Genomic DNA, 24,047 nt, shown 5'->3' with positions numbered 1-24,047 from the left:
ATTTGTTTATCGCGGCCAAAACGCTTTTGGCCGCAAAGAAAATCACGGTGCAAAGCAGAACCCGCACCGGCTTAAAAGATTCGGCGCTTTATTTTATTGCGCCCGGCGCTGGCCGGAATTATTCATAGACCTCGGCGGTGGCGCTGAATCTGCCGTGTTCGCGACCGGCGATAATCACATAATAATTACCGCCTTTTTCATCCGCCCGTTGCGACAGGATGGCCTTGGCATCCATGGGAGACGTCGCCTTGGCGGTGGTATGAATCGTGCCTATTCTCTTATAGCCTTTTTCTACGGCTTCCTGAGCGGTAATTTCTTGCGCCGCCAGCGCATTCAGTGAAAACACAATACCGCAAAGCGTCATGGCGAATAAAATTAATTTTTTCATATAGACCACCTCTCAATTAAAATGAGTCGCTAACAGGGGAAACAAAGAATTGAACGATCCCCTCTCGAATTATTTAGGGTATAACCGCCTCGCACTTAATGATTATGGGATAAATTGCTTAATAAGCATTTCACGGCCGGTCAGGAACTCTTTTACCGCCGCAGGGGACGGTAAAATGTCAGGCATTATTTTGCGCGGGAAGGTTACGGCGGCGCTGCCCCATCATGGTCGGATATATTTGATGAGCTGCTGGCAAAACAGATCGGGATGAGAAACAAACGGGGCGTGGGCGGCTTTCTCAAACAGGTAGCTGCTGCTTTGGGGCCATAACGGGTCCAGAAGCGCCGCTACCTTGCGCGGCACCAGCCCGTCAAGGCTACCGTACAGACGTAAAAATGGCATATCCAGGGCCGCCATAGCCTGCCGCAGATCCGCGGTGCGCAGAATATCCAAGCCGCCGGTCAATACGTCCACCGACGGCAGGGGCTGCGCCAGTACCACCTGTTTCAAACGGCGGGTATCCTGCCGGGCCGTTTCCGTTCCCAGGGTTTGCAGCGCCAGGAAGTGCTCCACCGTCTTATGAAAATCTTCGGCCAATTGCTGTTCGAAACCCACCAGGACGTCCGGCTTGATGCCGGGCCAGCCGTCGGTGGCGCTGAAACGGGGCGATGAGGCCACGGTGACCAACCCGTCCACCCGCTGCGGCAGGGTTAACGCCACCTGGCTCGCCACCAGTCCCCCCAACGACCAGCCCAGCCACCAGGCGTGTTCCGGCGCCCGTTCCGCCACCGTTTGAGCCATTTGTTCGAGCGTCATGGTCCCGAAGCCCTGGCTGCGGCCATATCCCGGCAAGTCCACCAGATGGACCCGAAAATGCGGCGTAAGCCGCGGCACAATGTAAGACCATACCTGGGAATTCAAACCCCAGCCATGGAGCAGCACAAGTTCAGTCGTTCCGCTGCCGGTGGTATGCCAATAGAGTGGCGTCATCGGTTATAGTCTCTTTTGTTGAAGATATGGGTTAAGGAAAACGGCTTATGTTAACCATTGGCGCCCTGTGTTGGCTATGCCGGCAACCGCTTTGGTTCAGCCATCAGGGTATCTGCCGATGCTGCGCCGTCCGGCTGCTGGACGCCAGGGACCGGTGCTGTCCCCGCTGCGGCCTGCCGGCCGGGAACGCCGGCCGCCCCTGCGGGCGTTGTCTCCTGAAAGCACCGCCCTGGGAAATCCTATTGTATGTCACCGATTATCAACCCCCCCTCAGCCAGTTGATAAAAAGGCTAAAATATCACGGCGGCATCGGCCTGGCGCGGGTCCTCGCCCGGCTGCTGCTGCTGCGCTGGCAGGAAGCACATCGGGAACAACAGGTTTTCCGGCCCGAGCTTATACTTAATGTTCCTTTGCATGCTTACCGGCACTGGCGCAGAGGGTATAATCAAACCCACCTGCTGGCACATACCCTGTCCCGCTGGCTGGAGGTGGATTACCGTGCCGATGCTCTGGTGCGAATCCGCGCCGCGCCGCCGCAGCAAACGCTGCACGCCGGCGCCCGGCGCCGGAATTTGCGCGGGGCGTTCGATTGCTGCATCGATGTGGCGGGGAAAACCGTGGCATTGGTGGACGATGTGGTCACCACCGGCAGTACGGTGGAGGAATTGACCCGCCTGCTGCTGTCCCGGCGGGCTAAAGCCGTTCAGGTGTGGTGTATCTGCCGTACCTTGTAGTCGGCGGGTTAATGGAGTTATTATATCTGACTAGATTAGTCAACTATTGAGTGAATGTCATGATCCGGATTACCGATGCTGCCCAGGAACACTTTGCTAAATTACTGGCCAATCAGGAAGCTGGCACCCAAATTCGCGTATTCGTCATCAATCCCGGCACCCCGAATGCGGAATGCGGCGTCTCCTATTGTCCTCCCGACGCGGTGGAAGCCACTGATACGGTGCTGCCGTTCGATAAAATCACCGCTTATGTCGATCAGCTTAGCGCCCCCTATTTGCAGGATGCGGAAATCGATTTTGTAACGGATAAGTTAGGATCGCAGTTAACGCTGAAAGCGCCCAATGCAAAAATGCGCAAAGTTTCCGATGACGCGCCGTTGATTGAACGGGTTGAATATGTCCTGCAATCGCAGATCAACCCGCAGTTGGCCGGCCACGGCGGCCAGGTGACGCTGATGGAAATCACCGATGATAATCTGGCCATCCTGCAATTCGGCGGCGGCTGCAACGGCTGTTCGATGGTGGATTACACCCTCAAGGAAGGCATTGAAAAGGAATTGCTGGAAAAATTCCCTGAATTGAAAGGGGTTCGCGATTTAACCGAACACCAGCGCGGCGAGCACTCCTATTATTAAGGCGCCCGCCGCTACCGTTCATTTTCCAGGCTGCAGGCGTGTTGGCTTTTTACTCGGCCCGTCATTCGGGCCGTGGCGAAGAATTCTGGCTGTCGGCGCTTTTATTGCGTAGCCGGCCCACTTCCCGCAATAGCCTGGTAATGCCCTGATCGTCGAAGATTTCAGCCACCTCGCGCACCAGTTTTCGCCGCCAGTTGGGATATTGATCGGTGGTGCCCGGCACATTAACCGGCAGCGCCATATCCAGCCAGTCCTCCGGCTGCAGCCCCAGCAAAGCCGATTGGCTGAGCGCCAGATAACGATGGGCTCCCCGGTTCAGAATCGGCGACATGACCACTCGCTCGGCATTCTTGCCTAATTTGGCCGGTACGCATTTCCACGCATGCAGGGCATCAAGCAATGCCTGCCGGGCTTTTTGCCGGTCCGCCAGCAGGCGCTGATAGATTGCGTCGTCGGCGTATAGATGCAGCCTGTTGCCCAGCCGCAAATCCTCCAGTTGCCAGAATCCCCGCAGGGTGGCTAAATCATGGGTGGTCAGGGTAGCCATGGCCTGCGGGACATATTCATCGGGAGCCCGGTATTGCGCGGGATCTTTGCGCTCGAAAAACAGCACCTTATATGAATAGATGCCCGCGGCCTGCAATTTGGCGGTGATCTCCTGGGGAACGGTGCCCAAATCCTCACCGATAACCATGCACTGCTGCCGATGGCTTTCCAGAGCCAATACCGCCAGTAAATCATCCACCGGATAACGGACATAGGCCCCTTGCTGCGGGCTACCCGCCAGCGGGACCCACCACAATCGCAGCAGAGACATCACATGATCAATGCGCAGTGCGCCGCAGTGGCGCATATTGGCGCGCAGCATGGTGATAAAGGGTTCATAAGCGCGAGCGAAAAGCACATTGGGATCCTGCGGCGGCAGGCTCCAATTCTGCCCTTGGGGACCGAGCCGGTCCGGCGGCGCACCGACGGACACCTCGAGGCGATAAAGCGTGCGATCGCTCCAGGTTTCCATCCCCCCGGCGCTGACGCCAACCGCCAAATCGCGATACAATCCGATAGGCATATTCAAGCGGCGGCTGAGCTGGAAACAGTCATCAAACTGCCGCGCCGCCAGCCATTGCAGATAGCTGAAAAACCGGATGTCCTGGTGATGCTTTAGACGGAACTCGCGCACTTCGTCACTGTCAACCTGGCGGAAGGGCTCCGGCCATTGCTGCCAGCCCTCCGTCGGATGGCCCGCCAGGGTAAGATGGCGATGCAGCGCATCAAACGTCGACTGAAACCGCAGGCTTTCGCCGCCCTCCCTGACAAACGCCTCGAATGAACGACGCTGCGGGTCTTCCGGGCCGCGGGTGATGAAGTGCCGAAAGGCAAGGGTTAATCCACTGAGTTTTAACGCCATCACCCCGGCATAGTCGACCAGATCGCCGTCACGCAGCGCGGACAAGGTCCCCTGGGTTTCCGGCAGACACCACCATTGCTGCGCAGCGGAGCTTTGCTGGAAATCATCCAGTGCGCCCACATCGATATAAATAATATTCAGCCAGCGCCGGGAAGAGGGACTGTAGGGACTGGCCCAGCCCGGCAACGCGGGATACAGCGCATGGATGGGGTTAAGGCCGACAAAGGCGCCGCCGTTTTTCGCTGTGCCCTCAATCATCAGCGCCAGATCGCCAAAATCCCCCACTCCCCAATTCCGCTGCGAACGCAGGGTGTAAAGCTGGATGGTGGCGCCCCAAAGCTTATGGCCCGCCAGCAACGCCGCCGGCTCATAACAACGGGGCGGCGCGACAATCACCTGGCAGCTCCAGTGGCGCAGTTCCCTGCGCAGGGCGAGACGGTGATAACCGGCCGGCAGCCCGGCAGGCAACGCTAACCGGCCGCCGCTGAGGTAGCCTGCATGCTGCCGGCCGGTTTCCTCGGTTAATACCCAATCCGCCGGTTCGCTTAACGCCACCGACAGCACGGCGCTTTCCCCTTCCCTGACTACCCATACCGGCGGCAGCGGCGCCGCCAGGGCGAGATCGTCGGTAACACCGGCCATGGCGTTAAGCAATTGCCGTTTGGTCTCGGTGCTGATTACTTTGCGCTGTCCCCAGGCGTCAATATATTCCGGAATAATCCCCGCCCGCTCGGCGGCCTGATCCAATACCTTGGGATCCATCGCTGCTCCTTAACGTTTTGCCTGCCAGATGCGCTGCTGATAATCGCGAACCGAACGATCGGAACTGAAAAATCCCACCCGCGCGGTATTCAGCACCGCGCTGTGGGTCCACTCTTCCGGGCGGCGGAATAGCGCGTCCACACGCTGCTGCGCCTCGCAATAGGCGGCGAAATCCGCCAGCACCAGGTAGGGATCGCCGCCCTGTTGCAGACTTTGCAGCAAAGGATCAAAAGCGTGTTTGTGCTTATTGCTATATAAGCCGCTGCCCAGTTCGGTGAGCAACGCCTTCAGGTTTTTATCCTTTTTCAACAATTGCGCCGGCTTATAACCGGAAGCCAGCAGGGTTTTCACCTGCGGCACGGTATTACCGAAGATAAAGATATGATCTTCTCCCACCTGTTCGGCGATTTCCACATTGGCGCCATCCAGCGTGCCGATGGTCAACGCGCCGTTCAGCGCCAGCTTCATATTGCCGGTGCCGGAGGCTTCTTTACCGGCGGTGGAAATCTGTTCCGACAGATCAGCGGCCGGAATCATCCACTCCGCCACCGATACCCGGTAATCCGGCAGAAAGACCACCTTGAGCCGGTCGTTTATCTTGGGGTCGTTATTGATCTTTTCAGCCAACTGGTTGATAGCATAAATAATATTTTTTGCCAGCGCATATCCCGGCGCGGCCTTGGCGCCAAAGAGCACGACCCGCGGCACGATATCCAGGCTAGGATCGCTGCGCAACTGACGGTACAGGGACAAAATATGCAATAAATTCAGATGCTGGCGTTTGTACTCGTGCAACCGTTTGATTTGCACGTCGAAAAGCGCTTCGGGGTTGACGGTGATATCGGTTAATTGCTTGATTTTCGCCGCCAGCTTCTGTTTATTATCGTGCTTGATTTGTTGGTACTGCGCGCAAAAATCCGCCTGTTCCGCATAAGGCTCCAGCTCTTTCAGTTTTTCCAGCCGGGTTACCCATCCTTTGCCGATGGTATCGTCAATGAGTCTCGCCAGCGCCGGATTGCACTGTTTAAGCCAGCGGCGCGGGGTAATGCCGTTGGTCACGTTATGAAATTTTTGCGGCCAAAGCGCAAAATATTCCGGGAAAAGATCGGTTTTCACCAAATCGGAATGCAACGCGGCGACGCCGTTGACGGCGAAGCCGCACACCACGCACAGGTTGGCCATCCGGATCTGCTTATCGTACCGCACCGCCACCTTACTCCACACCTCTTCATCGTCCGGCCAATGCGCTTGCACAAGCTTTTTGAATTCCCGGTCGATCTGCTGAATGATGGCGTAGTGGCGCGGCAGCAGCGTGCGTACCAGTTTTTCATCCCAGCGCTCCAGCGCTTCAGGCATCAGGGTGTGATTGGTATAGGCGAAGGTGCGCGAAGTGATATGCCAGGCTTCCTGCCAGGATAATTGATGCTCATCCAGCAGAATCCGCAGCATTTCGGGAATGGCGATGGTGGGATGGGTGTCGTTGAGCTGGATCACTTCATAATCAGGCAGGCTGTGTATCGAACGGCCGGCCAAATGATGCCGGCGCAGGATATCCGCCACCGAGCAGGCGCACTGGAAATACTGCTGCATCAGCCGGAGCTGCTTTCCTTCCAGATGATTATCATTGGGATAAAGTACCTTCGTCAGCTTGGCGGCGTCTATACCCGCCTGCTCCGCCTTGAGAAATTTTCCATCATTAAAAAGCGATAAATCAAAGGGATGGGGATGCGTCGCCTGCCATAACCGCAGCGGCAGGGTAATGCCGTTTTCATAACCCACCACCGGCAGGTCCCAGGCCTCGCCGTTCAGGGTAAACGCCGGTTCCCAGTCCACCTCCCCCTGCTCATTCTTTTCCAGACGCCCCCCCAGCCCAACCTGGACGGTTAACGACGGATTATGCCGGAACCAGGGGTAGGATTCACGATGCCAGTCATCCGGCGTTTCAAACTGCTCGCCGGAGGCAAACCGCTGGCGGAACAAGCCGTATTGATAATTCAGCCCGTAGCCGATGGCATCCTGTCCCACCGTTGCCATGGAATCCATATAACAGGCCGCCAGCCGGCCCAACCCACCGTTGCCCAACGCCGGATCCACTTCCTGCTCCAGGAGATCGCCTAGATTGATGCCATAGCCGTCGAGGATCTTTTTGACCGGATCGAACCAGCCCAGATTAATGAGGTTATTGCCGGTGAGGCGGCCGATCAGGAATTCCATGGAAAGATAATTCACGTGACGGGGATTTTTTCTGTCCCGCCTGCCGGTGGCCGGTTGCCAGGGGATCAATTCGTTGACCGCGGCGCTGACCGCATCCCACCACTGGAACGGCGTCATCTCCTGGGCATTTTGCAGGCCAAGATGTTGCCACCGCCGATCCAGGGCAGCCTGAAAGGCAGCTTTATCAAATTTGTTTTTCGGCATAAGAGCGTCTCTATCCTGTTGGTTATAAGTTGATCAACGCCGGATACGGCAAGACATCCCACTGGCATGTCATTATCACGGACAACCCCATAAAATGGATATATCAAGTTATCGTAAAAAAACAGTGTTTTGTTTGTGATGATCAAAGAATAGTCAACGGCCTTGAAAAGGTGAGATCGCCGCTGCTTTTTACGCCGGGCCGGGCCTAGCACAGCTCCAGCTTCACCTCGGATTGTTCAATGATGCTCATCACGCTGGGCGGGGGCATCTTATCGGTGAACAGATAATCTATCAGTGACATTTTCCCCAGATTAACCATGGCGTTACGACCGAATTTAGAGTGGTCGGTAACCAGCATCACGCAGCGGGAATTATCGATAATGGCCCGTTTGGTGCGGACCTCGTGATAATCGAACTCCAGCAGCGAACCATCCATATCGATACCGCTGATACCGAGAATGCCGTAATCCAGCCGGAACTGGGAGATAAAGTCCAGCGTGGCTTCCCCCATGATGCCGCCATCGCGGGTACGCACCTCGCCGCCGGCCAGTATCAGGCGGAAATCCTCTTTCGCGGTCAACAGCGTGGCAACGTTCAGGTTATTGGTCACTACCCGCAGATCCTTGTGGTCCAACAATGCGTGGGCCACCGCTTCGGGCGTGGTGCCGATATCGATAAACAGCGTCGCGCCATTGGGGATTTGGGCCGCAACCCGCTGGGCGATGCGCGCTTTTTCCGCCGACCACATGGCCTTGCGATCGTGATAGGCGGTATTAACAGAGCTGGAAGGCAAAGCCGCCCCGCCATGGTGGCGATGGATTTTATTGATCTCGGCCAGTTCGTTCAGATCGCGCCGGATGGTTTGCGGACTGACCGCAAAATGTTCCACTAATTCTTCAGTACTGACATAACCCTGCCGACGTACCAACTCGATAATGGCATCATGCCGCTGCGTTTGCTTCACGTGAATTCCTCTGCTGCCCTACCGTTACCGATGGCGACCTGCCCCTGTTTTACGGCGAGTATCCCAGAAAGCCATTAACAACCCGATGGCCAAGCCTGCCACATGGGCGGCATTGGCTATCGCGATGCCTAAAATATCGAAATAACCGGCAATAAGCCACAGCAACGCGAAAACGATGACGCCGCGCGGCATCTGGAGCGGACCGCCGGGATTTTTCTCGCCATACCACCAGACATATCCCATCAGAGCATAGACCACGCCGGAGAGACCGCCGAACAAGGCGCCGCTGAAATGGAATTGCACCAACCCGCTGATTGCCGCCGACAACAAGGTCAATACCGCCAGCGGCAGCCAGCCGCGATATTTTTCCATCGCACTGCCGAGATACCACCACCACACCAGATTGAACAATAAATGCAGCAGCGAAAAATGCAACAGAATATGGCTTACCCAGCGCCACGGCTGCGCGCGCTGGGACTGGTCGGCGGGAAAGGCCAGCCAGCGCATCACCACCTCATCCCCCAGGACGTTCATCAGTATATAGACCAGCACGCAGGCTATCGTCAGGCCCAGGGTCAGCGGCCCGGCCTTGCTGCGCAGGGCCGGCAGCCAGGATGTGGGCTGAGGCCGGAAGTGCCCGCGCCCCACGGTTCCTGAATGCCAGCTGGCCGCCTGGTAGCGCGGGTGCAGCGGATCCTGCAAAAAGATCTCCAATGCCGCCTCCACACGGGCCAATTCCCCGTCGTCGGCCAGCCACAACTCCGCCGCGCGCCCTTGCAGCTGCATTTCCATCGTCACGCCCTGACTTTTCATATAATCGATAAACGCCTGGGCCAGGCGGGGATTGGATAAGGTCGTTACACGGATCATAGTGCTGGGGTTATCCCTGATTGTTATATTTGACGGTGCACGGCGTCAACCTGAACGATTCAGCCACCCACCGCGATAATTAACTGATTACCATCATAACATGTCCGCCAGCACATCCCCCATGCCCTGGGATAAAGTCATTTTTTCGTGCTGACGGGGTTTGGGAAGGAAGATTGTGGTCCGTTCAGCTTTGCTTGTGCCGCCAGGGGGGGTAAGACGGATAGCGGCATGGCCCGCCTTAAGGGCTATAACGCGCCATAGCGATGCCGAAAGCCGCCTATAATAACCTCTGCCAATCAGTAAAGGCGGCTAATTTATTTATAAGACACGAGAGTATTACATCTCTTGAAGAGCGTCTTTTTCAAGGTATAATTTTGTTAATTTTTGCGCCAGTTTTTTCTCAATAAAATCGATAAAACTATTACTTACGATATCGTACGTATAATTAAAGCGTCCAGTTACCACTAATGACTGAGCTTCGCCTGGAGATACCGGCAATCCATCTAACCCCTTTGGAGATGATTCAGAAGTCGATGTAGCATTAAAGGGTTTAATAACTAGTTTACCCACACTGTTCCATTTTGATAGTTTGGATTCTAACATAGTTCTATGTTTATTATCTTCACTGAGAATATTCGCCCAAGGATCCAAAATATACATGCTCCCATCTACACTCACCCCACACACCGTATGAGAAAAACCCTCCTTTGTGTCATATTCTATCAAAAGCGGATTTAACTTATATTTTTGACATATAGCTAAAGCAATGTGTGCCATTTCGCCACAATTCCCTGTTTCAAGCTCAATTGATTTTATCAGATTAATGTCCAGGTTTTCTGTTTCGTTTCTCGCCACGTTTAGTCGACGGTGCCTTTCATCTTCGACATCTGAACTTAAATGGTTCCGTATTTTATTAGTTGATTTATATTGACTGCCCTTGTATAAATCACGGACTTTTTTGAGCACAATTTCCAGCAATCTGATGAATCCATTAGAATTTACAATTTTCAGTTCCACTGGTTCGGTATCTTCTATAACATCTCTAATATCAATTCGCATTCTGTTTGCTAGTCGAGGCTTTAGTATTCCCGCATCAAAAATCTTAAGCATGTTTAAGCTTTTACCTGAGGAACGTAAAAGCAATCCCTTCTCATTTAATTTTAACTTTACAGATTCTCCACGAGAAAAATAAAAACAGATAGCATTATCTTTTTTATTAAAAAAACCTAAAGCATGTTTAAATTCAATATACTGATCTTCCGATGTTAATGCCGCAATGAAATTGGGATTTAATCCTTCCTGTAAAGTCATATTTAATTCATCATTACAAGAATAATTAGAATGCGAATTTCCATCATATCTTGAATTCTCGTTTAGAATCGTGAGTATGTCCAATCCTTTTGTCTCAACACCTTTACTTTTTATCATTGGGTTTTCAAAACTACCTTTTAATTTCCTAATATGATTGTCATATTTTTCTTTATCAGATTTTAGCATGATGTCGGACTTCAATGACGATATGTTCGTGTCTTCGACTATTTCAAATCGATGGGGTATACTCTGAATTTGTTTGGCGGTAATGTGAATAACATAAGGGTTATCTTTTAATTTTATCGATGAAATAAAAACGTTCGCCTATGTTCTTTTCAGACGGCGTTTTCATGTCTTCAGATTTTATAAAATTAGATGATTCACTTCTCGTTTCTTGAGTCGTATTGTTTATGGGATAACAGCAACCTTCTACATTTGTCAGAGAAGCAAAATACCTTTGGATTTGTTTTGTTCAGAGGAACAAATAGAGACATTTTAGATCCTAAAGGTAGGTCAACATTTAAAGATTTTAATGTAGAAAACATTCCCATTATCCTTTTTAACGTAATTGAATGATGCATTATCATATACTCTTAGAATATGTTTAACGAACCTTATATGCGGACTTGAGGGTCTATTATAAACGGCCATCAGGAGATCATCTTTTAATTTTCGTCTTTCTTTACAAGAAAATTTTCGCCGCCGGCTTTTGTTTATTTTCGTGTTTGCTTTGCTGGTATTGAGCGCGAAAAATCCGCCTGTTCCGTATAAAGCTCCAGCTCTTTCAGTTTTTCCAGCCGGGTTTTCCACCTTACTGACTTAGGTGGAAAAATAGGCGATTAAATGTTAAAACCAACCGGGGGTAATGACAAAGTCGTCCCTCTTACCTGTAAAATACACTATCCCCACGCTTGCGCAGCCGCCGGCATCGAACCAAAGGGCGTTATGGAATTACTCCAATCACTACGGGTGTTTGCCAGGCTGGCCGATCTTGGCAGTTTTACCAAGACGGCCAATGCCATGCAGATAAACCGCCCTCACGTCACGCATATTATCCAGGAATTGGAAGCATCGCTGGGGGTACGCCTTTTCCATCGCACCACCCGCAAGGTCATCCTTACAGCGGAGGGCGAGGCGTTTTACGGCCGCGTGACGGATATATTGAACGACATCGCCGAGGCCACCTCGCTGTTCTCGGCCAATGACGAGAATATCTGCGGACGACTGCGGATTGATCTGCCGGTGGCTTTGGCCCAATCATGCTTTATGGCCAGTCTGCGGGACTTCAACCGCACCTATCCCGATATTTCGTTGATTCTGGGAGTCACCGATCGCACCATTGATCTTATTGCCGAAGGCGTTGATTGCGTCGTCCGGCTGGGTGAACTGCCCAACACAAGCATGGTAGGACGAAGAATCGGCATGGCGCCCCTTATAACCTGCGCCTCGCCGGGTTATTTACTTGAATTCGGCAATCCGGCGACCTTGGACGAGCTTGCCCGGCACCAGGCGGTGAATTATTTCTCCGGCGCGTCGCGAAAGCCGTTGGAATGGCGTTTTCTGGTCAATGGCAAAGAGCGCGTGATTAATCTGCGCTCGGGGATTCTTGTCAATGACTCGGCGGCCTACATCGAAGCCGGTCTGGCCGGCTTCGGCATACTCCAGGCGCTGGGGGTAAGCGTTGACCATCATATTTCCAGCGGCGCCCTGGTGGAAGTGCTGCCGCAGTACCGTCCCAAACCAAGACCCATATCCGTGCTTTATCCCAGCAGGATGCATCTTGCCCCGCAGGTAAGGGCATTTGTCGATTGGGTGACGGAGTATTTCCCCGCATTGCATGGCAACTGGCTAGAGACTTAACGTGAAACGTAGAGCATTGGGCAATGGGCGTTAAGCGTTAAGCGTTAAGCGTTAAGCGTTAAGCGTTAAGCGTTAAGCGTTAAGCGTTAAGCGTTAAGCGTTCATCACATATTGTTTCGCCTGCACGCAACAGTCCTGTTGGGATGCGGATATTTATCCCGCCCGCTTATAACCGGAAGATGGTCCTCTCCAAAGCGCGGCCTTTGCCGGCGCGCATACCCGCACTCTTTTTCAACAGGAATATGCTATGAAAGCCTGGCTCTTGAAAGATTTTGGCATGGAAAATCTGCAGTTGGAGGAAATACCCACCCCGGAACCGAAAACAGGCGAACTGCTTATCAAGGTGGGCGCCGTGTCGCTGAACTATCGGGACAAGGTGATCGTTGAAGGCCTGTACGAGCCGAATATGATCCCCAAGCCATTGATTCCGGTCAGCGATGCCGCGGGGAAAGTAGTCAAGACCGGTCCGGGCGTCAGCCGGTTCAAGATTGGGGATCGCGTCAGCTCTACGCTCTATTCCAGATGGATAGATGGCGCGCCTGGCCCGAACGAGCCGGACTACTGCTTCGGCGCCCCGCTGCCCGGCGGACTGGCCGAATACATGATTATCCATGAAGAGAGCGCGGTCCTGGCGCCCGACACTCTGTCGGATGAGGAAACCGCCACGTTACCGATTGCGGCACTCACCGCATGGTTCTCTCTGATGGATGTGGGGCATTTGCAGAGGGGCCAGACGGTACTGGTGCAAGGTACCGGAGGGGTATCCCTATTTGCGGTCCAGATTGCAACGGCCCTCGGCGCGCGCGTTATCGCCACGTCGGGCAGAGATGAAAATCTGGCCAAGATCAGGGCGCTGGGCGCCGCCGAAGGCATCAATTATAAAAAACACCCTGATTGGGCAAAGGAAGCCCTTGCCCTTACCGGCGGCAACGGTGTCGATCTCTTACTGGACGTCGCCGGCGGCAACGGACTGAACCAGTCTGTGGCCGCCACGAAACCCGCCGGCCTGATTGCACAAATCGGCTTTCTGAGCGGCCAGACCGCGTCGCTCGATATTATGCCGCTGCTGTTCCGTCAAACGACCATTCGCGGCATCGCCGTGGGCCACCGCACATCCTTTGAGCGAATGAATATTTTCTTGAATCAGCATCAGATCAAACCGGTCATCGATAAGGTCTATCCGTTTAGCGAAGCCCGCCAAGCATATCAGCACCTTGCCCGCGGACCGTTCGGCAAAGTCGTAATCACAATTGCCGACGCTTAGCCACCCCCTGCCCGCATAGCCGGTGTAAAGACCCTGGCGCCGGCGCCGGTTCAAGCCGGCGCCAATGATCATTTCGTTATAAGCATCCATCCGCTCCCCCCCTTTTGACAGATGCTTCTCCCCCGGCAGCCGGTTTCATGGCCCAGCTGCCTTGCATTGTCGCCTGGAACGAAACAGAGCGTCACTTGACGGCGAATTTATCCAGCCGCCGAAAACAGTTACCGTCTCTTAACAGAAATAATCCCTGCCAATGATTTTATATAATGGAGCACCGCTATGTTAGATTTCATCGATCCCATGAAAAGCGCACCCGGCCGGACAGAGTTTCTCAGTCCCTTCACCATTGCTATTCCCGAAGCCGTTTTAGAGGATTTGAAACGGCGTCTGGACGCGACCCGTTTACCCGAACAGGAGACGGTACCGGACGCCTCTCAGGGACCACGTCTTGCCCGGATCAAGGAACTCATCGAATACTGGAAAACCGAATACGACTGGCGCCGCGTAGAGAAACGGTTGAATCAATACCCGCAGTTCAAAACCGGCATCGACGGGCTCGGCATTCACTTCCTGCATGTCCGCTCTCGCCATCCGAACGCAATGCCGCTCATTCTGACCCATGGCTGGCCAGGATCGGTTATTGAATTCCTTGATATCATTGACTCCCTGGTGGATCCCATCGCCCACGGCGGTAAGGCGGAAGATGCGTTCCATCTGGTGATTCCTTCCCTTCCCGGCTACGGTTTCTCGGACAAGCCGGAAGATAAAGGCTGGAACCGAAACCGCATCGCGAAAGCCTGGCACACTCTGATGCGCCGGCTCGGTTACGACCAATATGCCGCCCAGGGCGGCGACTGGGGTAGCCACGTCACTATCGAGATGGCCCGCCTGCAGCTCCCGGGGCTTAAGGCCATCCACACCAACCTGCCGCTGGTAACGCCCAGGCATAAGCCGGCTTACCCTACCCCGTATGAGCAGCGGGTATACGATCAACTCGCCCGGTTCGGCACCGACGGCTCCGGCTATTATTGGCAAATGGTCACGCGTCCGCAGACCATTGGCTACGCCCTGGCCGATTCGCCGGTGGGACTGTTGAGCTGGATTTACGATAAGTTTGAATCCTGGACGGACAGCAACGGCGATCCGGTGAGCGTATTGGGTTATGACAAGATCCTCGACGATATCACCCTGTATTGGGTCACCAATACCGGCGCCTCTTCGGCGCGCATGTACGCCGAACATCCGGACCTCGATTTTTATGCCATTCCGGTCCACATCCCGGTGGGCGTATCGGTCTTTCCGGGAGAAATCTGGACTCCCCCCGAGTCCTGGGCGCGGCAGACCTATTCCAACCTGGTCTATTGGAACAAGACGTCCCGCGGCGGCCATTTCGCAGCCTTTGAACAGCCGGTCCTTTTCGCGGATGAAGTCCGTAAGGCATTCCGCAGCATCCGCAATTAGCATTACGCCGGGGGAGAACCCAATGGGTCTGCCCCGGCCCCAGGGCAGGCCTTCGCCGGATTGTCTCCCTACAGGATACAGAGCTTACCCTAACGCGGTGTTTATCCCTCTTCCAGGCACAGATAGACTTCATTTTGTCAAAAACATTCCCCGAGAGGATTATGAAATGAAACTTTATATCGCTGACAAAACCTGCTCCGAAGCTGTGCAAATCATCGCCAATGAACTTGGTATTACACCTGAACTCATTCATTTTGATGTTTTCGGCAAGTCCACCTCCAATGGCGACGACTTTGCAGAATTAAACCCAATGCAATACGTTCCCCTACTGGTTCTGGACGAAGCGCACAAAGAGCGGCTGTCGGAAACCATCGTCGTCACCTCCTATCTGGCCGACCAGTATCCCGAAGCCGGTCTGATCCCGCCCCAGGGCACCCTGGAGCGAGTTAAGTATGACCAGTTGCTGGTTTTTATCGCCACCGAGATCGCGCAAAAGCACATTCCCCTGATGCGCAAACTGATGACGGAGGCCGGTATCGCATGGACCAGCAGCAGAATCATCGCCGCCTATCAGATCCTCGACGATCGTCTCTCCGACGGCCGCCCGTATCTCGCCGGCGACACGCTGACGGTGGCCGATGCTTATCTCTGGGCAACCTTTTGGGGCGAACGCTCCGGCATCAACGTCAGTCACCTGGCGAACGTGACGGCCTGGAAGGCACGGATGGATGCCCATCCTTCCGTATTAAAAGCGCTGCGGGACGAGGCCGACGTGGTCAACGCCCACCGCGCCCTGATTGCTGAACAAACAGTCTGACCAAGTGTACGGGCCGGCGCGTTATAAATACGGCCGCGCCCGCACAAAGGACAAGATGATTCCGCTCCCTGCTGGATCACGCTGTCAACCGCAGAACAATGAGGGATATACCATGTCATCGAGCTTCGCGTCCTCAACCGGCAAAAACGGGCTGGCGGTGCTCCTTGCCGTCTGCCTGGCGGCACTGGCGCTGCCCATAAGCTTCACCGGTGGGGCGCTTGCCGCGCATACTATCAGCATCGAATTCAAGGCAAGCGCCGCGCAGATTAACTGGATCACCAACAGTTTCATGCTTACCTTTGGCAGCTTTATGCTGCCCGCGGGTGCGCTGGCTGACGTCTACGGCAGGAAGCGCGTATTTATCGGCGGTGTCATCGTCTTCGCCATTGGCTCCCTGGCGCTCGATTTTGCCCCCGGCATTATCACTCTCAATCTCCTGCGAGCACTGCAGGGCGCAGGCGCGGCCGCGGCGCTGGCGGGCGGCTCCGCGGCGCTGGCCCAGGAATTCACCGGGCACGCGCAAACCCGCGCGTTCAGCATGATCGGCACCACCTTCGGCATCGGTCTTGCCCTCGGACCGCTTTTGTCCGGCAGCCTCATCGAACGTTTCGGCTGGCGTTCCATCTTCCTGACGGGAACGTTGCTTGATGTCATGGCATTGGCTATAGCGCTTACCGTCATGCGCGAAACCCGCAATCCGGACAGCGCGCGCTTTGACTGGCCCGGAGCGTTATCCTTTATCGCCGCGCTCGGTTTTCTGACCCTCGGCCTGAACCAGGCGCCGGAGCGCGGCTGGGCCGATCCCGCGGTGCTCGGGGCGTTTTCGCTCAGCGCGGGGGCATTGGCGGTGTTCGCCATTATCGAAACCCATATCAAACATCCGCTGCTGGAACTCTCCCTGTTCCGGTATGGCAGGTTTGTCGGCGTGCAGATACTGCCGATTGCCACCTGTTATGCCTATGTCGTCCTGCTGATCCTGCTGCCGTTGCGTTTCGTCGGGGTAGAAGGCTACAGTGAGATGGACGCCGGCCTTCTTATGCTCGCGCTTTCCGCCCCGATGCTGGCGGTGCCCGCCATTGCCGGCATGCTGGCGAAGACCATCCCGGCGAGCCGGCTGGCGGGCGGGGGGACTTATCCCGCAGCCGCGGGCCTGTTCTGGCTCAGCCAAATCGGCTCCGGCGGCCCGATGTCGGGGCTTTTCGGCCCGCTTCTGCTTATCGGCGTCGGCACCGGCTTCCCCTGGGGGCTGATGGACGGCCTTTCCGTCACCGTCGTGCCCCGCGATAAAGCCGGTATGGCCAGCGGCATCTTCAACACGACCAAGGTGGCAAGCGAAGGTATTACCCTTGCCATGGTGAACGCACTGCTCGCGTCACTGGTGCTTTTCGCCGTCAGGCAAAACATTGCCGGGGAAGGAACAGCCCAATATGTTGGAGAAGCGGCCCGCCAGCTTGCCGCGGGCAACCTTGACAAGTCCGCCGGCATGCTTGCCCCCATGGGGCGCGCGGCGCTCACCGGCGTCTATGATTCCGCGTTTTCCATGCTGTTATACGTACTGGCTACCGTCACACTGGCCGCCGCAGCGGCGGTACTTGTCCTGCTCTCCCCGAAGCGGGAAACGTCGCCGGGCAAGGATTGCGTTGTCCAGGAATAACCGTCCCTTCAACCATGGATGGGGATCTATGAGCGGCAGCTGACTATGCTGCCGGCTTTCACTATCATGCCATTTCCCATCTGATATCGATATATTGCTTTCTTAATATTATTCGAATTTAATTAGCATCGGACAGAAATAAGATCGTTCGGAATCATGTCCCACGCCAAAAAATGCATTAATTTTTATTGAAATAATTAATAAGTTATGTTGTTAATTCAATAATATATTTAGCAAAATATAATTGACCCAATGCTAATCATAGTGTTAATAATAGTCCATAATTAATGTCTTTAAGCGGTCTTCTTGCATTAATATCGAAGATATGGCTGAAAATTACCGTTATACTTTCAAATATAAATACATTTTCTCAGCAGCGCTATTCTTTTTGTCATATCCATTATTTTTATTAGGGATAAGCTTTCTCTGACAGGGGCCGATTGTGAAAACATCAAGAATCTAGCCTAAATAATCCGAGCGGCAGATGAAATTCAACGCACCTGCAGCTTGAAATATGGCGGGAAAAGGTATTTTACCGAATTATCAACTAAGGAGCGACGATGAATTTTGAAATATTCAATCCCCAGCAGGGCGTACCGGATCCCACCAAAACGCTGAAAATGTTTCCGCAATTAGCCTCATTCTATAACGCCCTCGGCAACACCCCGTTACAGGAGGTACCCGGTCCCGAGGGAGGCGCCAGAATCCTGGCAAAAGTGGAATCCGCCAACCCTTTCGGCTCGGTCAAGGATCGTACGGCTTTCGGCTTGATGTGCGATGCCGTCAATCGCCACGATTTTAATCAGGGCCCGCTCAAGCTGCTGGATGCCTCCGGCGGCAACATGGGCCGGGCGCTGGCGATGCTGGGCAATCTCTGTGATATCCCCGTGCATTTGGTCATTCCCGATTCTTCACCTGATACGCTGGTGAATTGCCTGCGTGAGGCGAATGCCGAACTCACCCTGGTGGATAAGCAGCATTTTTTGTTGGGCATGATCGCCCGCGCGCAGGAAATCAAACGGCGGGATCCCAGCTGGACACTATTGTCACAACATTTGAACCTGGCCAACGTGGCGGTGCATCAGCACCAGACTGGTAAAGAGATACTGCGTCAGTTGGCAGGGGCCAGAGCCGATGGCTGGGTGGCGTCCGTGGGAACCGGCGGAACGCTATCCGGCGTATACGCAGCGCTGGCATTCGACAATCCGAACCTTAAGGTACAGGGAACCACCCCCAGCGAGATGCCTTTTGCAACCTTCGCTCCTCCCGATGGCCGGGACAAGTATGCAGGCGCCGGCGGGATGGGTTTCGGTTTTCGCCAACCGTTTATCACCCGAATGACTCCTGACGAAGTGCCGTTTTACCATGTTGGATATGAAGAAGCATTGGGCGCCATGTTTGAATTTAATCATCTTACCGGCATCCGCATCGGGGCGTCATCAGCGGCGAACTGGAGGAGCGCCTATTACCTGGCTCGCGCACTGGGACCGGACGAACGGGTGGTAACCTTGTTTGCCGATGCCGGCAGCGACAGAGACCGTGAAAGAGGCGAGATGTTTTATTCCCGATTGGGGCCGGTTCATACTTAGCAGGTTGATGCCGAGGGCCGTTTGGGAAACAGGGTGTTTAAAGAAGGTCGGACCCGAAAGTCCGACCGGTACTACCGCCCATCCATGGCAAACAGCAAAATAATGAGAGTTTAGAATGGCACGTCAGGCCTAAATGGTTCCTTAACAGTTCCTAATGTTTCCAGACCCATTTGGCGGGTAAAAGTCTGGTCTGGAGTGTTAACGTTAAAAGCAAAAATGCGGTAGGTTACGTCCATCACCAATGATTAAGTGCCCGTCAGGGCAATTTAGATAAGCTAATGAATTTCTCATCGTAGCTTTCAGCGTTGACGATTCCTCTCCCTTGGATTATTTGAACTGAAACCGAGTAAATATTCACCAGCTCGTCATTTCTCCCAAACTCCAGATATAGCCTTTCTGATATACCTGATTCTGTACTGTTTGCATAATTATAAATAGGAATGTATGAAGATGCATCTCTTGAATTAACGTTTTTCTCATAAACGAGCATCAAATTTCCTTCATCAGAAAAAGTGATCTTATTCGGCTCGCCTAAAATTGATATTGCCTTTTCTTTTTATCGTTTCTAGCAAGCTCATAATAAGCGATATTTTTGTACTTTAAATAATCTTTTCGTAATTATTTTTGTCGCTAAAATTATTAGTAATTATATCATGATTTATGACCTTATCATTAGCATCGTAAGCCACGTAAAGCACACGATGTGCATAAGTGCCGCCTAATCCGTTCAAATTGCCATGATAGGTGGCGATAGATAATTTACCATCAGGGAAAGATTGAATTTTGATTGAGCGTCCAGTATCTCTTTTACCAAAAATATTATCGACCATCTGCATGGTCGATTTGTTATCAATGATTTTTAAATTTATACTGCTGTCACTTAACTGCTTATCTGCTAATAATTTTTTCCGTAAATCGAAGCCGTACAGGAAGTCAGACTCAAAGCACACAAAGATGCTGATAATAGAATATATATTTTCATTTAGTATACCATGCTATTTTAGTAACGCTGCGCTATTTTCCAAGCTATGCAGCCACTTTAAATAGACCGCGCGCATCTCAGCCTTTGATCAAACGGGATAGATTTTCAAGCAAGCAACGAACTCAGAACAATATTGATCCGTTAACCAATTAATTATTGAAGATAAAGATGTTTTCGATTAAGGCGGGCCGGGACTTTTACACATACATCATTTAAACAAAAAAAGATGGTCGAACCCGAAGGCCTGACCGGTACTGCTTGGTACACTCACCGCTCTACGACCACAGCAAAGGGATAAGAGTGAAATTGCATAGTCGCATGCCTGGGTTAAATGGTTCCTTAACAATTCCAAATGTTGTCAAATCCGTATGCTGGAACAATAAAATATTGCTCGCTAATGACGAACGACAGAATGAGCTTGCCGCTTTATTAACCTGATCAAAGCGACGCGCTGAAGCCTGGACAACCGGCACATGCATACTTATAGGGAGTTGGCTAAAGTTGCTGGTATCGACTCGTTATCTTACGAGACGTGTGCAAAACGCGTAAGATTCGCACTTTATGGGCTTCAATGGCATACACCATAATGAACGGAAGTCGTGGCATAACAAGTTTGCGACGGGCGCTCCTCTTGCCTGTCACCGTACCCCAGCGGTCTTACAGAGAGTGGGCTGCTATTCACCGTCTGGCAGCCAGGAGAACAAGCCGTCGATATCACGCGACCCATGCAGTACACGTTCGATTCTGACCGTATGATCTGATGCGCTATACACTAAGACATAACGCCCATAAGCACAACTTCTGACGCTGTACCCCAGTTTAGAGCGTTCACGGTATATCCAGGGATTATCAGCTATCAGGCGACATTGCTGATAAAGCTCTTCGGTAAAACTGAGTGCCCGTCCTGGGTTATCTTGCGCGATGTAGTCGCCTATCGCCTCGATATCTTGCTCCGCCAACGGCGATACCGTTAGTTTCCTTCCGTTTTATTGCCTTCCATCATTCGTCGATATTTTTGTGATAAGCGGCCGAACACCTCTTCCGCCGTTTTTCCTTCACCGCTGTTCATGCCCAGCTCCACCGCCGCGCGTAGCGCGTCAAGTTTCTGTTGCTGTTCGCGCTCTTCCAGCGCGCGCAGACCGGCGCGGATGACTTCGCTGACATTGTTATAACGGCCACTGTCGATTTGGGCGCGGATAAACTCTTCGAAGTGAGGGCTCAGCGCGATACTGGTTGTCATGGTTATCTTCCGATACAGAGTAATATCTATTACTATCTGTTAGTATCCATAGGGATTTTATTAACGTCAACCCCCTTACCGGGTATTTCATCTTCTACCATCAAGTCGGCCAGCAGTCCGACATCATCGTCACCGTCCGGTCCTTCGCTGTCCGCCTGCTCCGCCGGATGGGTCGCCGCATGCACCGCCTGCAACGCCCCGATGCTCACCTGCGTGTAGATTTGCGTTGTTTCTGGGCTGGCGTGGCCCAGTATCGCCTGTATCCATCGCACGTCCGCGCCGTTCTCCAGCATCTGCGTCGCCATCGCATGCCGGAACAGGTGGCATGCGCCCGGCTTATCGATACCCGAGCGTTTGACATAGGCGCTGGTCAGATTCGTGATGGCGTTGGGCGTCAGCCCCTCGCCCTTGTGCGACAGGAACAGCGCCTGCGTCGCCCGGCCTCGTTGCAGTTCGCAGCGCGCACGGTGCAGGTAGGCCGTCAGCCAGCCCAGCGCCCGACTGCCCAGCGGGATGACCCGGTCTTTTTTGCCTTTGCCTAAGCGCACCGTCAGCGTCCGCCGGCTGCGGTGGATATCATACACCTCAAGCGCCGCCAGCTCTGAACGTCTAAGCCCGCTGGAGTACAGCACTTCCAGCAGCGCCCGGTCGCGCAGGCCCGCCGGGGTGTCGATATCCGGCAGAACCAGTATCTGCTCCACCTCGTCAACGGTCAGGATATGGCGCGGCAGCCGCTTTTCCATTCGTGGCAGCTCCAGGTCGCAGGCCGGGTTAGCCAGCGCGAAGCCCTGACGAACCACCCATTTGAACCACACCTGCAACGGCTGAAGCTGCGTGCGCTGGGTGCGTGGGCTTAACGGCTCGCCATTGCTTTTGCGATACTGGTACAGGTGGCGCTGGTAACGCTCAAGGATGGGCCGGGTGATATCCCCCGGCGTATGCAACCCGCGCTCGTTGGCCCACAGGATGAAGTGATACAGGTGGTGCGCCCACACCGTCAGCGTTTTCTCCGAGAACTGCCGTTCCCGCCGCCAGCTCAGGAACTGCAACAGCCGCCGGTACAGGCTGTCCGGGCGGTTCGGTCCCACCGGCTTGCGGTAGAGTTCATCCACGCTTGATGCGCAGCCCTCACGGGCGGCTCGCTTAGCCATGGCTCACCTCCGCGTCCCTATCCGAAGGCAGTAAGGTCATGACCGTGTTGTTTTTTTCTCTGATTACCGCGTTTGCATCAAGGCCGACCGGTTTCCCCGCCAAGCCTTGTCTCGCCTGGGCTGAAGAGACTTTTTCGCCGACCGACCGACCGCCGACCGTATCCCGACCGCAGGCCGACCGGTCAGCGTCAGACCCCGACCGGTTCACATTGCCTGCCATCGTGACCGGCCTGTCAGACAAGGCGTCCGCGTCCAGCAACCCGCTCAGATGGGGGCTGTCGTTTTCCTCGCCATCCCACAGCAAGCCGTATTCATAGGTCAACCCGCGCCGGAACAGCAGCAGGTATTCCATTTCCAGCAGTCGGGCGAGATGGATTTTTAGCTGTGTGTCGCCCCAGCCCAGCGCCGCGCGGATATCGCGCCGGGTAAAGCGCAGCTCTTCTGTTTTCAGCGCCTGACGTTGCGCCTGTTCACCCACCCAGCCCTTTAGCCATACCAGTAACCGGCGCGTTTGCGGCGGCATCTCATCGAGCGTCCGGCCCAGCACCTCGTGCGCCAGCCGGTTGGCCAGTTCGATGTCGCTTTTCGCCACCTCGATATACTCGATAACCGTGCCTCGGTGGTTCACCTTTTTCACCGTCCGCTGGTACTGGTGCAGCAGCGTGATGCTTTGTATCAGCGTCAGGTACTTCATATGGTCGCGCCGGGTGCGGGTTTTATCTGACAGGAAGGTGAGCCGGTCGGCATAGGGGTTGACCACCTTCAGCGGCTTCAGTAAGCGCTGCGCGTTCTGGTGCAGCGCCGTGAGGTAGCCTTTTTCACTCGCGCCCAGGAGGCCTGCCAGCGTTTGTTTATGCCGCTCAAGCACTTGTACCGCCTGCGTCTGCTCGCGTGATTCGTTCACCGTCAGCACCAGACAGCGGTTAAGCGCATCATAAGTCAGAACCGGTAATATCCCAAGCCCTGCGCCGGAGCGTTGTGGGCTACGCCCGGATGCCTACCGTTACCCCCAGGTCAAGCTCAAGGGCAAGTGGCTACAGCAGGCCGGCTTTTTGACCGGCATGTCGTTGGTGGTCCGGGTCATGGAGGGCTGTCTGGTCATCACCACCCAGTCCGGCTCGCGGCTCAACGAGGTGCTGCAACAGTCCGATCGGCTGTCGGCCCAGTCGCGGCTGGAGCTGGAGCAGGTCATACAGGGGCTGGCGCTCAGGGAGAAGCTGGCGGGAGAGAGTCGGGCTAAGTAGCCGGGTGGGCTAATGATTGAACCCCGGCGAAGTTGCCGGGGTTAATAATCTTAGCCTTTAGGGGGGAGTAGGGATTTCTTACGCTCCCCTAATTTTGACATAACCCAGATACCGCAAGCTAAAGGTATACCTCCGCCTAAACCAGCTTTGATGGCATAGTCCAAAGCATCCGTCCAAGCAAAATAAAAATTACCGTTACTAAAATAAAAAAACAAAGCCACAGCAATTTTCGAAAGAAAAACAAAAGCAATGAGTATTGCTACCCAATAAAATAGTAATAACGCAAGTAATGACCCTGTAAATAATTC

At 53.9% G+C, this 24,047-nt stretch carries 20 protein-coding genes and 2 pseudogenes; 10 read left to right on the top strand and 12 right to left on the bottom strand.

All coding sequences use genetic code 11. The annotated features are described in order from the left end of the window. Positions 1–118 precede the first annotated feature (118 nt). On the bottom strand, positions 119–388 hold the full coding sequence (locus GTU79_RS02115; RefSeq protein ID WP_132923738.1) for a YdgH/BhsA/McbA-like domain containing protein: 270 nt from the start codon (positions 386–388) through the stop codon (positions 119–121). A 222-nt stretch (positions 389–610) separates the two neighbouring features. Continuing rightward, a complete protein-coding gene (bioH, locus tag GTU79_RS02110) occupies positions 611–1,378 on the bottom strand; it encodes a pimeloyl-ACP methyl ester esterase BioH (protein WP_203522997.1) in 768 nt (255 codons plus the stop codon). 47 nt (positions 1,379–1,425) lie between these two features. Here bioH and gntX point away from each other — a divergent pair, with 47 nt between their 5' ends. Both gntX and nfuA read left to right on the top strand, forming a co-directional pair. Then, positions 1,426–2,112, top strand: a complete 687-nt coding sequence (gene gntX, locus GTU79_RS02105) for a DNA utilization protein GntX (protein ID WP_203522998.1) — start codon at positions 1,426–1,428, stop codon at positions 2,110–2,112. A gap of 59 nt (positions 2,113–2,171) precedes the next feature. Beyond that, positions 2,172–2,747: a Fe-S biogenesis protein NfuA gene (nfuA, locus tag GTU79_RS02100; protein WP_132923741.1), complete on the top strand. Its 576-nt coding sequence runs from the start codon at positions 2,172–2,174 to the stop codon at positions 2,745–2,747. Between the two features lie 61 nt (positions 2,748–2,808). Here nfuA and malQ read toward each other — a convergent pair whose 3' ends face one another. The 5 genes from malQ to GTU79_RS02075 form a co-directional block, all read right to left on the bottom strand. Further along, positions 2,809–4,917 (bottom strand): 4-alpha-glucanotransferase, encoded by a 2,109-nt coding sequence (malQ, locus tag GTU79_RS02095; protein ID WP_203522999.1) that lies wholly within the window; start codon positions 4,915–4,917, stop codon positions 2,809–2,811. Between the two features lie 9 nt (positions 4,918–4,926). Next, on the bottom strand, positions 4,927–7,335 hold the full coding sequence (gene malP / locus GTU79_RS02090) for a maltodextrin phosphorylase (RefSeq protein WP_203523000.1): 2,409 nt from the start codon (positions 7,333–7,335) through the stop codon (positions 4,927–4,929). A gap of 205 nt (positions 7,336–7,540) precedes the next feature. Then, a complete protein-coding gene (locus GTU79_RS02085) occupies positions 7,541–8,299 on the bottom strand; it encodes a DeoR/GlpR family transcriptional regulator (protein ID WP_203523001.1) in 759 nt (252 codons plus the stop codon). 24 nt (positions 8,300–8,323) lie between these two features. Beyond that, positions 8,324–9,169, bottom strand: a complete 846-nt coding sequence (glpG, locus tag GTU79_RS02080; protein WP_203523002.1) for a rhomboid family intramembrane serine protease GlpG — start codon at positions 9,167–9,169, stop codon at positions 8,324–8,326. Positions 9,170–9,505: 336 nt separating this feature from the next. Continuing rightward, positions 9,506–10,666 carry a hypothetical protein gene (locus GTU79_RS02075; protein ID WP_214513671.1) on the bottom strand — a complete coding sequence of 387 codons (1,161 nt, stop codon included), beginning with the start codon at positions 10,664–10,666 and terminating at the stop codon, positions 9,506–9,508. Positions 10,667–11,425: 759 nt separating this feature from the next. Between GTU79_RS02075 and GTU79_RS02070 the strand changes: the two genes are divergently transcribed. The 6 genes from GTU79_RS02070 (at position 11,426) to GTU79_RS02045 (ending at position 19,122) form a co-directional block, all read left to right on the top strand. Next, a complete protein-coding gene (locus GTU79_RS02070; RefSeq protein WP_214513670.1) occupies positions 11,426–12,340 on the top strand; it encodes a LysR family transcriptional regulator in 915 nt (304 codons plus the stop codon). A 247-nt stretch (positions 12,341–12,587) separates the two neighbouring features. After that, entirely contained in the window at positions 12,588–13,604 is a 1,017-nt protein-coding gene (locus GTU79_RS02065) for a zinc-dependent alcohol dehydrogenase family protein (RefSeq protein WP_203523005.1), read from the top strand. A 276-nt stretch (positions 13,605–13,880) separates the two neighbouring features. Beyond that, entirely contained in the window at positions 13,881–15,062 is a 1,182-nt protein-coding gene (locus GTU79_RS02060) for an epoxide hydrolase family protein (protein WP_253073477.1), read from the top strand. Positions 15,063–15,228: 166 nt separating this feature from the next. Continuing rightward, positions 15,229–15,879 (top strand): glutathione S-transferase family protein, encoded by a 651-nt coding sequence (locus GTU79_RS02055; protein ID WP_203523006.1) that lies wholly within the window; start codon positions 15,229–15,231, stop codon positions 15,877–15,879. A 112-nt stretch (positions 15,880–15,991) separates the two neighbouring features. After that, positions 15,992–17,533: an MFS transporter gene (locus tag GTU79_RS02050; RefSeq protein WP_214513669.1), complete on the top strand. Its 1,542-nt coding sequence runs from the start codon at positions 15,992–15,994 to the stop codon at positions 17,531–17,533. A gap of 560 nt (positions 17,534–18,093) precedes the next feature. Next, positions 18,094–19,122, top strand: a complete 1,029-nt coding sequence (locus tag GTU79_RS02045) for a pyridoxal-phosphate dependent enzyme (protein ID WP_203523008.1) — start codon at positions 18,094–18,096, stop codon at positions 19,120–19,122. Between the two features lie 599 nt (positions 19,123–19,721). On the opposite strand, the gene GTU79_RS02040 is transcribed toward GTU79_RS02045, so the two are convergent. From GTU79_RS02040 to GTU79_RS02020, 5 genes and pseudogenes are all read right to left on the bottom strand, one after another. Further along, entirely contained in the window at positions 19,722–19,958 is a 237-nt protein-coding gene (locus GTU79_RS02040) for a hypothetical protein (RefSeq protein ID WP_214513668.1), read from the bottom strand. A gap of 820 nt (positions 19,959–20,778) precedes the next feature. Continuing rightward, complete coding sequence (locus GTU79_RS02035) at positions 20,779–21,063, bottom strand: type II toxin-antitoxin system RelE/ParE family toxin (RefSeq protein WP_203523010.1); 285 nt, start codon at positions 21,061–21,063, stop codon at positions 20,779–20,781. Between the two features lie 11 nt (positions 21,064–21,074). Then, on the bottom strand, positions 21,075–21,344 hold the full coding sequence (locus tag GTU79_RS02030; RefSeq protein ID WP_203523011.1) for a type II toxin-antitoxin system ParD family antitoxin: 270 nt from the start codon (positions 21,342–21,344) through the stop codon (positions 21,075–21,077). A gap of 32 nt (positions 21,345–21,376) precedes the next feature. Beyond that, the gene (xerC, locus tag GTU79_RS02025; RefSeq protein WP_203523012.1) at positions 21,377–22,495 is read right to left on the bottom strand and encodes a site-specific tyrosine recombinase XerC; all 1,119 of its coding nucleotides are present in this window, start codon (positions 22,493–22,495) and stop codon (positions 21,377–21,379) included. After that, positions 22,488–23,429 (bottom strand): annotated as a pseudogene (locus GTU79_RS02020) (DNA primase); the annotation flags it as partial. The gene xerC and the pseudogene GTU79_RS02020, both read right to left, overlap by 8 nt. 19 nt (positions 23,430–23,448) lie before the next feature. Between GTU79_RS02020 and GTU79_RS31270 the strand changes: the two are divergent. Further along, positions 23,449–23,553: pseudogene (locus GTU79_RS31270) on the top strand (SymE family type I addiction module toxin); the annotation flags it as partial. A gap of 3 nt (positions 23,554–23,556) precedes the next feature. Further along, the gene (locus GTU79_RS30030) at positions 23,557–23,739 is read left to right on the top strand and encodes a SymE family type I addiction module toxin (protein WP_253073476.1); all 183 of its coding nucleotides are present in this window, start codon (positions 23,557–23,559) and stop codon (positions 23,737–23,739) included. Positions 23,740–24,047 lie beyond the last annotated feature (308 nt).

This window comes from Sodalis ligni (assembly GCF_016865525.2).
GTDB lineage: Bacteria > Pseudomonadota > Gammaproteobacteria > Enterobacterales > Enterobacteriaceae > Acerihabitans > Acerihabitans ligni.
The sequence above is the reverse complement of the archived record's forward strand: the minus strand, read 5'-3'. Positions and strand labels throughout refer to the sequence as shown.

Coding starts and splice junctions, on each gene's coding strand:
- GTU79_RS02115 (WP_132923738.1), bottom strand. CDS start 388: ATGAAAAAATTAATTTTATTCGCCATGACGCTTTGCGGTATTGTGTTT.
- bioH (WP_203522997.1), bottom strand. CDS start 1,378: ATGACGCCACTCTATTGGCATACCACCGGCAGCGGAACGACTGAACTT.
- gntX (WP_203522998.1), top strand. CDS start 1,426: ATGTTAACCATTGGCGCCCTGTGTTGGCTATGCCGGCAACCGCTTTGG.
- nfuA (WP_132923741.1), top strand. CDS start 2,172: ATGATCCGGATTACCGATGCTGCCCAGGAACACTTTGCTAAATTACTG.
- malQ (WP_203522999.1), bottom strand. CDS start 4,917: ATGGATCCCAAGGTATTGGATCAGGCCGCCGAGCGGGCGGGGATTATT.
- malP (WP_203523000.1), bottom strand. CDS start 7,335: ATGCCGAAAAACAAATTTGATAAAGCTGCCTTTCAGGCTGCCCTGGAT.
- glpG (WP_203523002.1), bottom strand. CDS start 9,169: ATGATCCGTGTAACGACCTTATCCAATCCCCGCCTGGCCCAGGCGTTT.
- GTU79_RS02075 (WP_214513671.1), bottom strand. CDS start 10,666: ATGCTAAAATCTGATAAAGAAAAATATGACAATCATATTAGGAAATTA.
- GTU79_RS02070 (WP_214513670.1), top strand. CDS start 11,426: ATGGAATTACTCCAATCACTACGGGTGTTTGCCAGGCTGGCCGATCTT.
- GTU79_RS02065 (WP_203523005.1), top strand. CDS start 12,588: ATGAAAGCCTGGCTCTTGAAAGATTTTGGCATGGAAAATCTGCAGTTG.
- GTU79_RS02060 (WP_253073477.1), top strand. CDS start 13,881: ATGTTAGATTTCATCGATCCCATGAAAAGCGCACCCGGCCGGACAGAG.
- GTU79_RS02055 (WP_203523006.1), top strand. CDS start 15,229: ATGAAACTTTATATCGCTGACAAAACCTGCTCCGAAGCTGTGCAAATC.
- GTU79_RS02050 (WP_214513669.1), top strand. CDS start 15,992: ATGTCATCGAGCTTCGCGTCCTCAACCGGCAAAAACGGGCTGGCGGTG.
- GTU79_RS02045 (WP_203523008.1), top strand. CDS start 18,094: ATGAATTTTGAAATATTCAATCCCCAGCAGGGCGTACCGGATCCCACC.
- GTU79_RS02040 (WP_214513668.1), bottom strand. CDS start 19,958: ATGCAGATGGTCGATAATATTTTTGGTAAAAGAGATACTGGACGCTCA.
- GTU79_RS02030 (WP_203523011.1), bottom strand. CDS start 21,344: ATGACAACCAGTATCGCGCTGAGCCCTCACTTCGAAGAGTTTATCCGC.
- xerC (WP_203523012.1), bottom strand. CDS start 22,495: ATGGCTAAGCGAGCCGCCCGTGAGGGCTGCGCATCAAGCGTGGATGAA.
- GTU79_RS30030 (WP_253073476.1), top strand. CDS start 23,557: ATGTCGTTGGTGGTCCGGGTCATGGAGGGCTGTCTGGTCATCACCACC.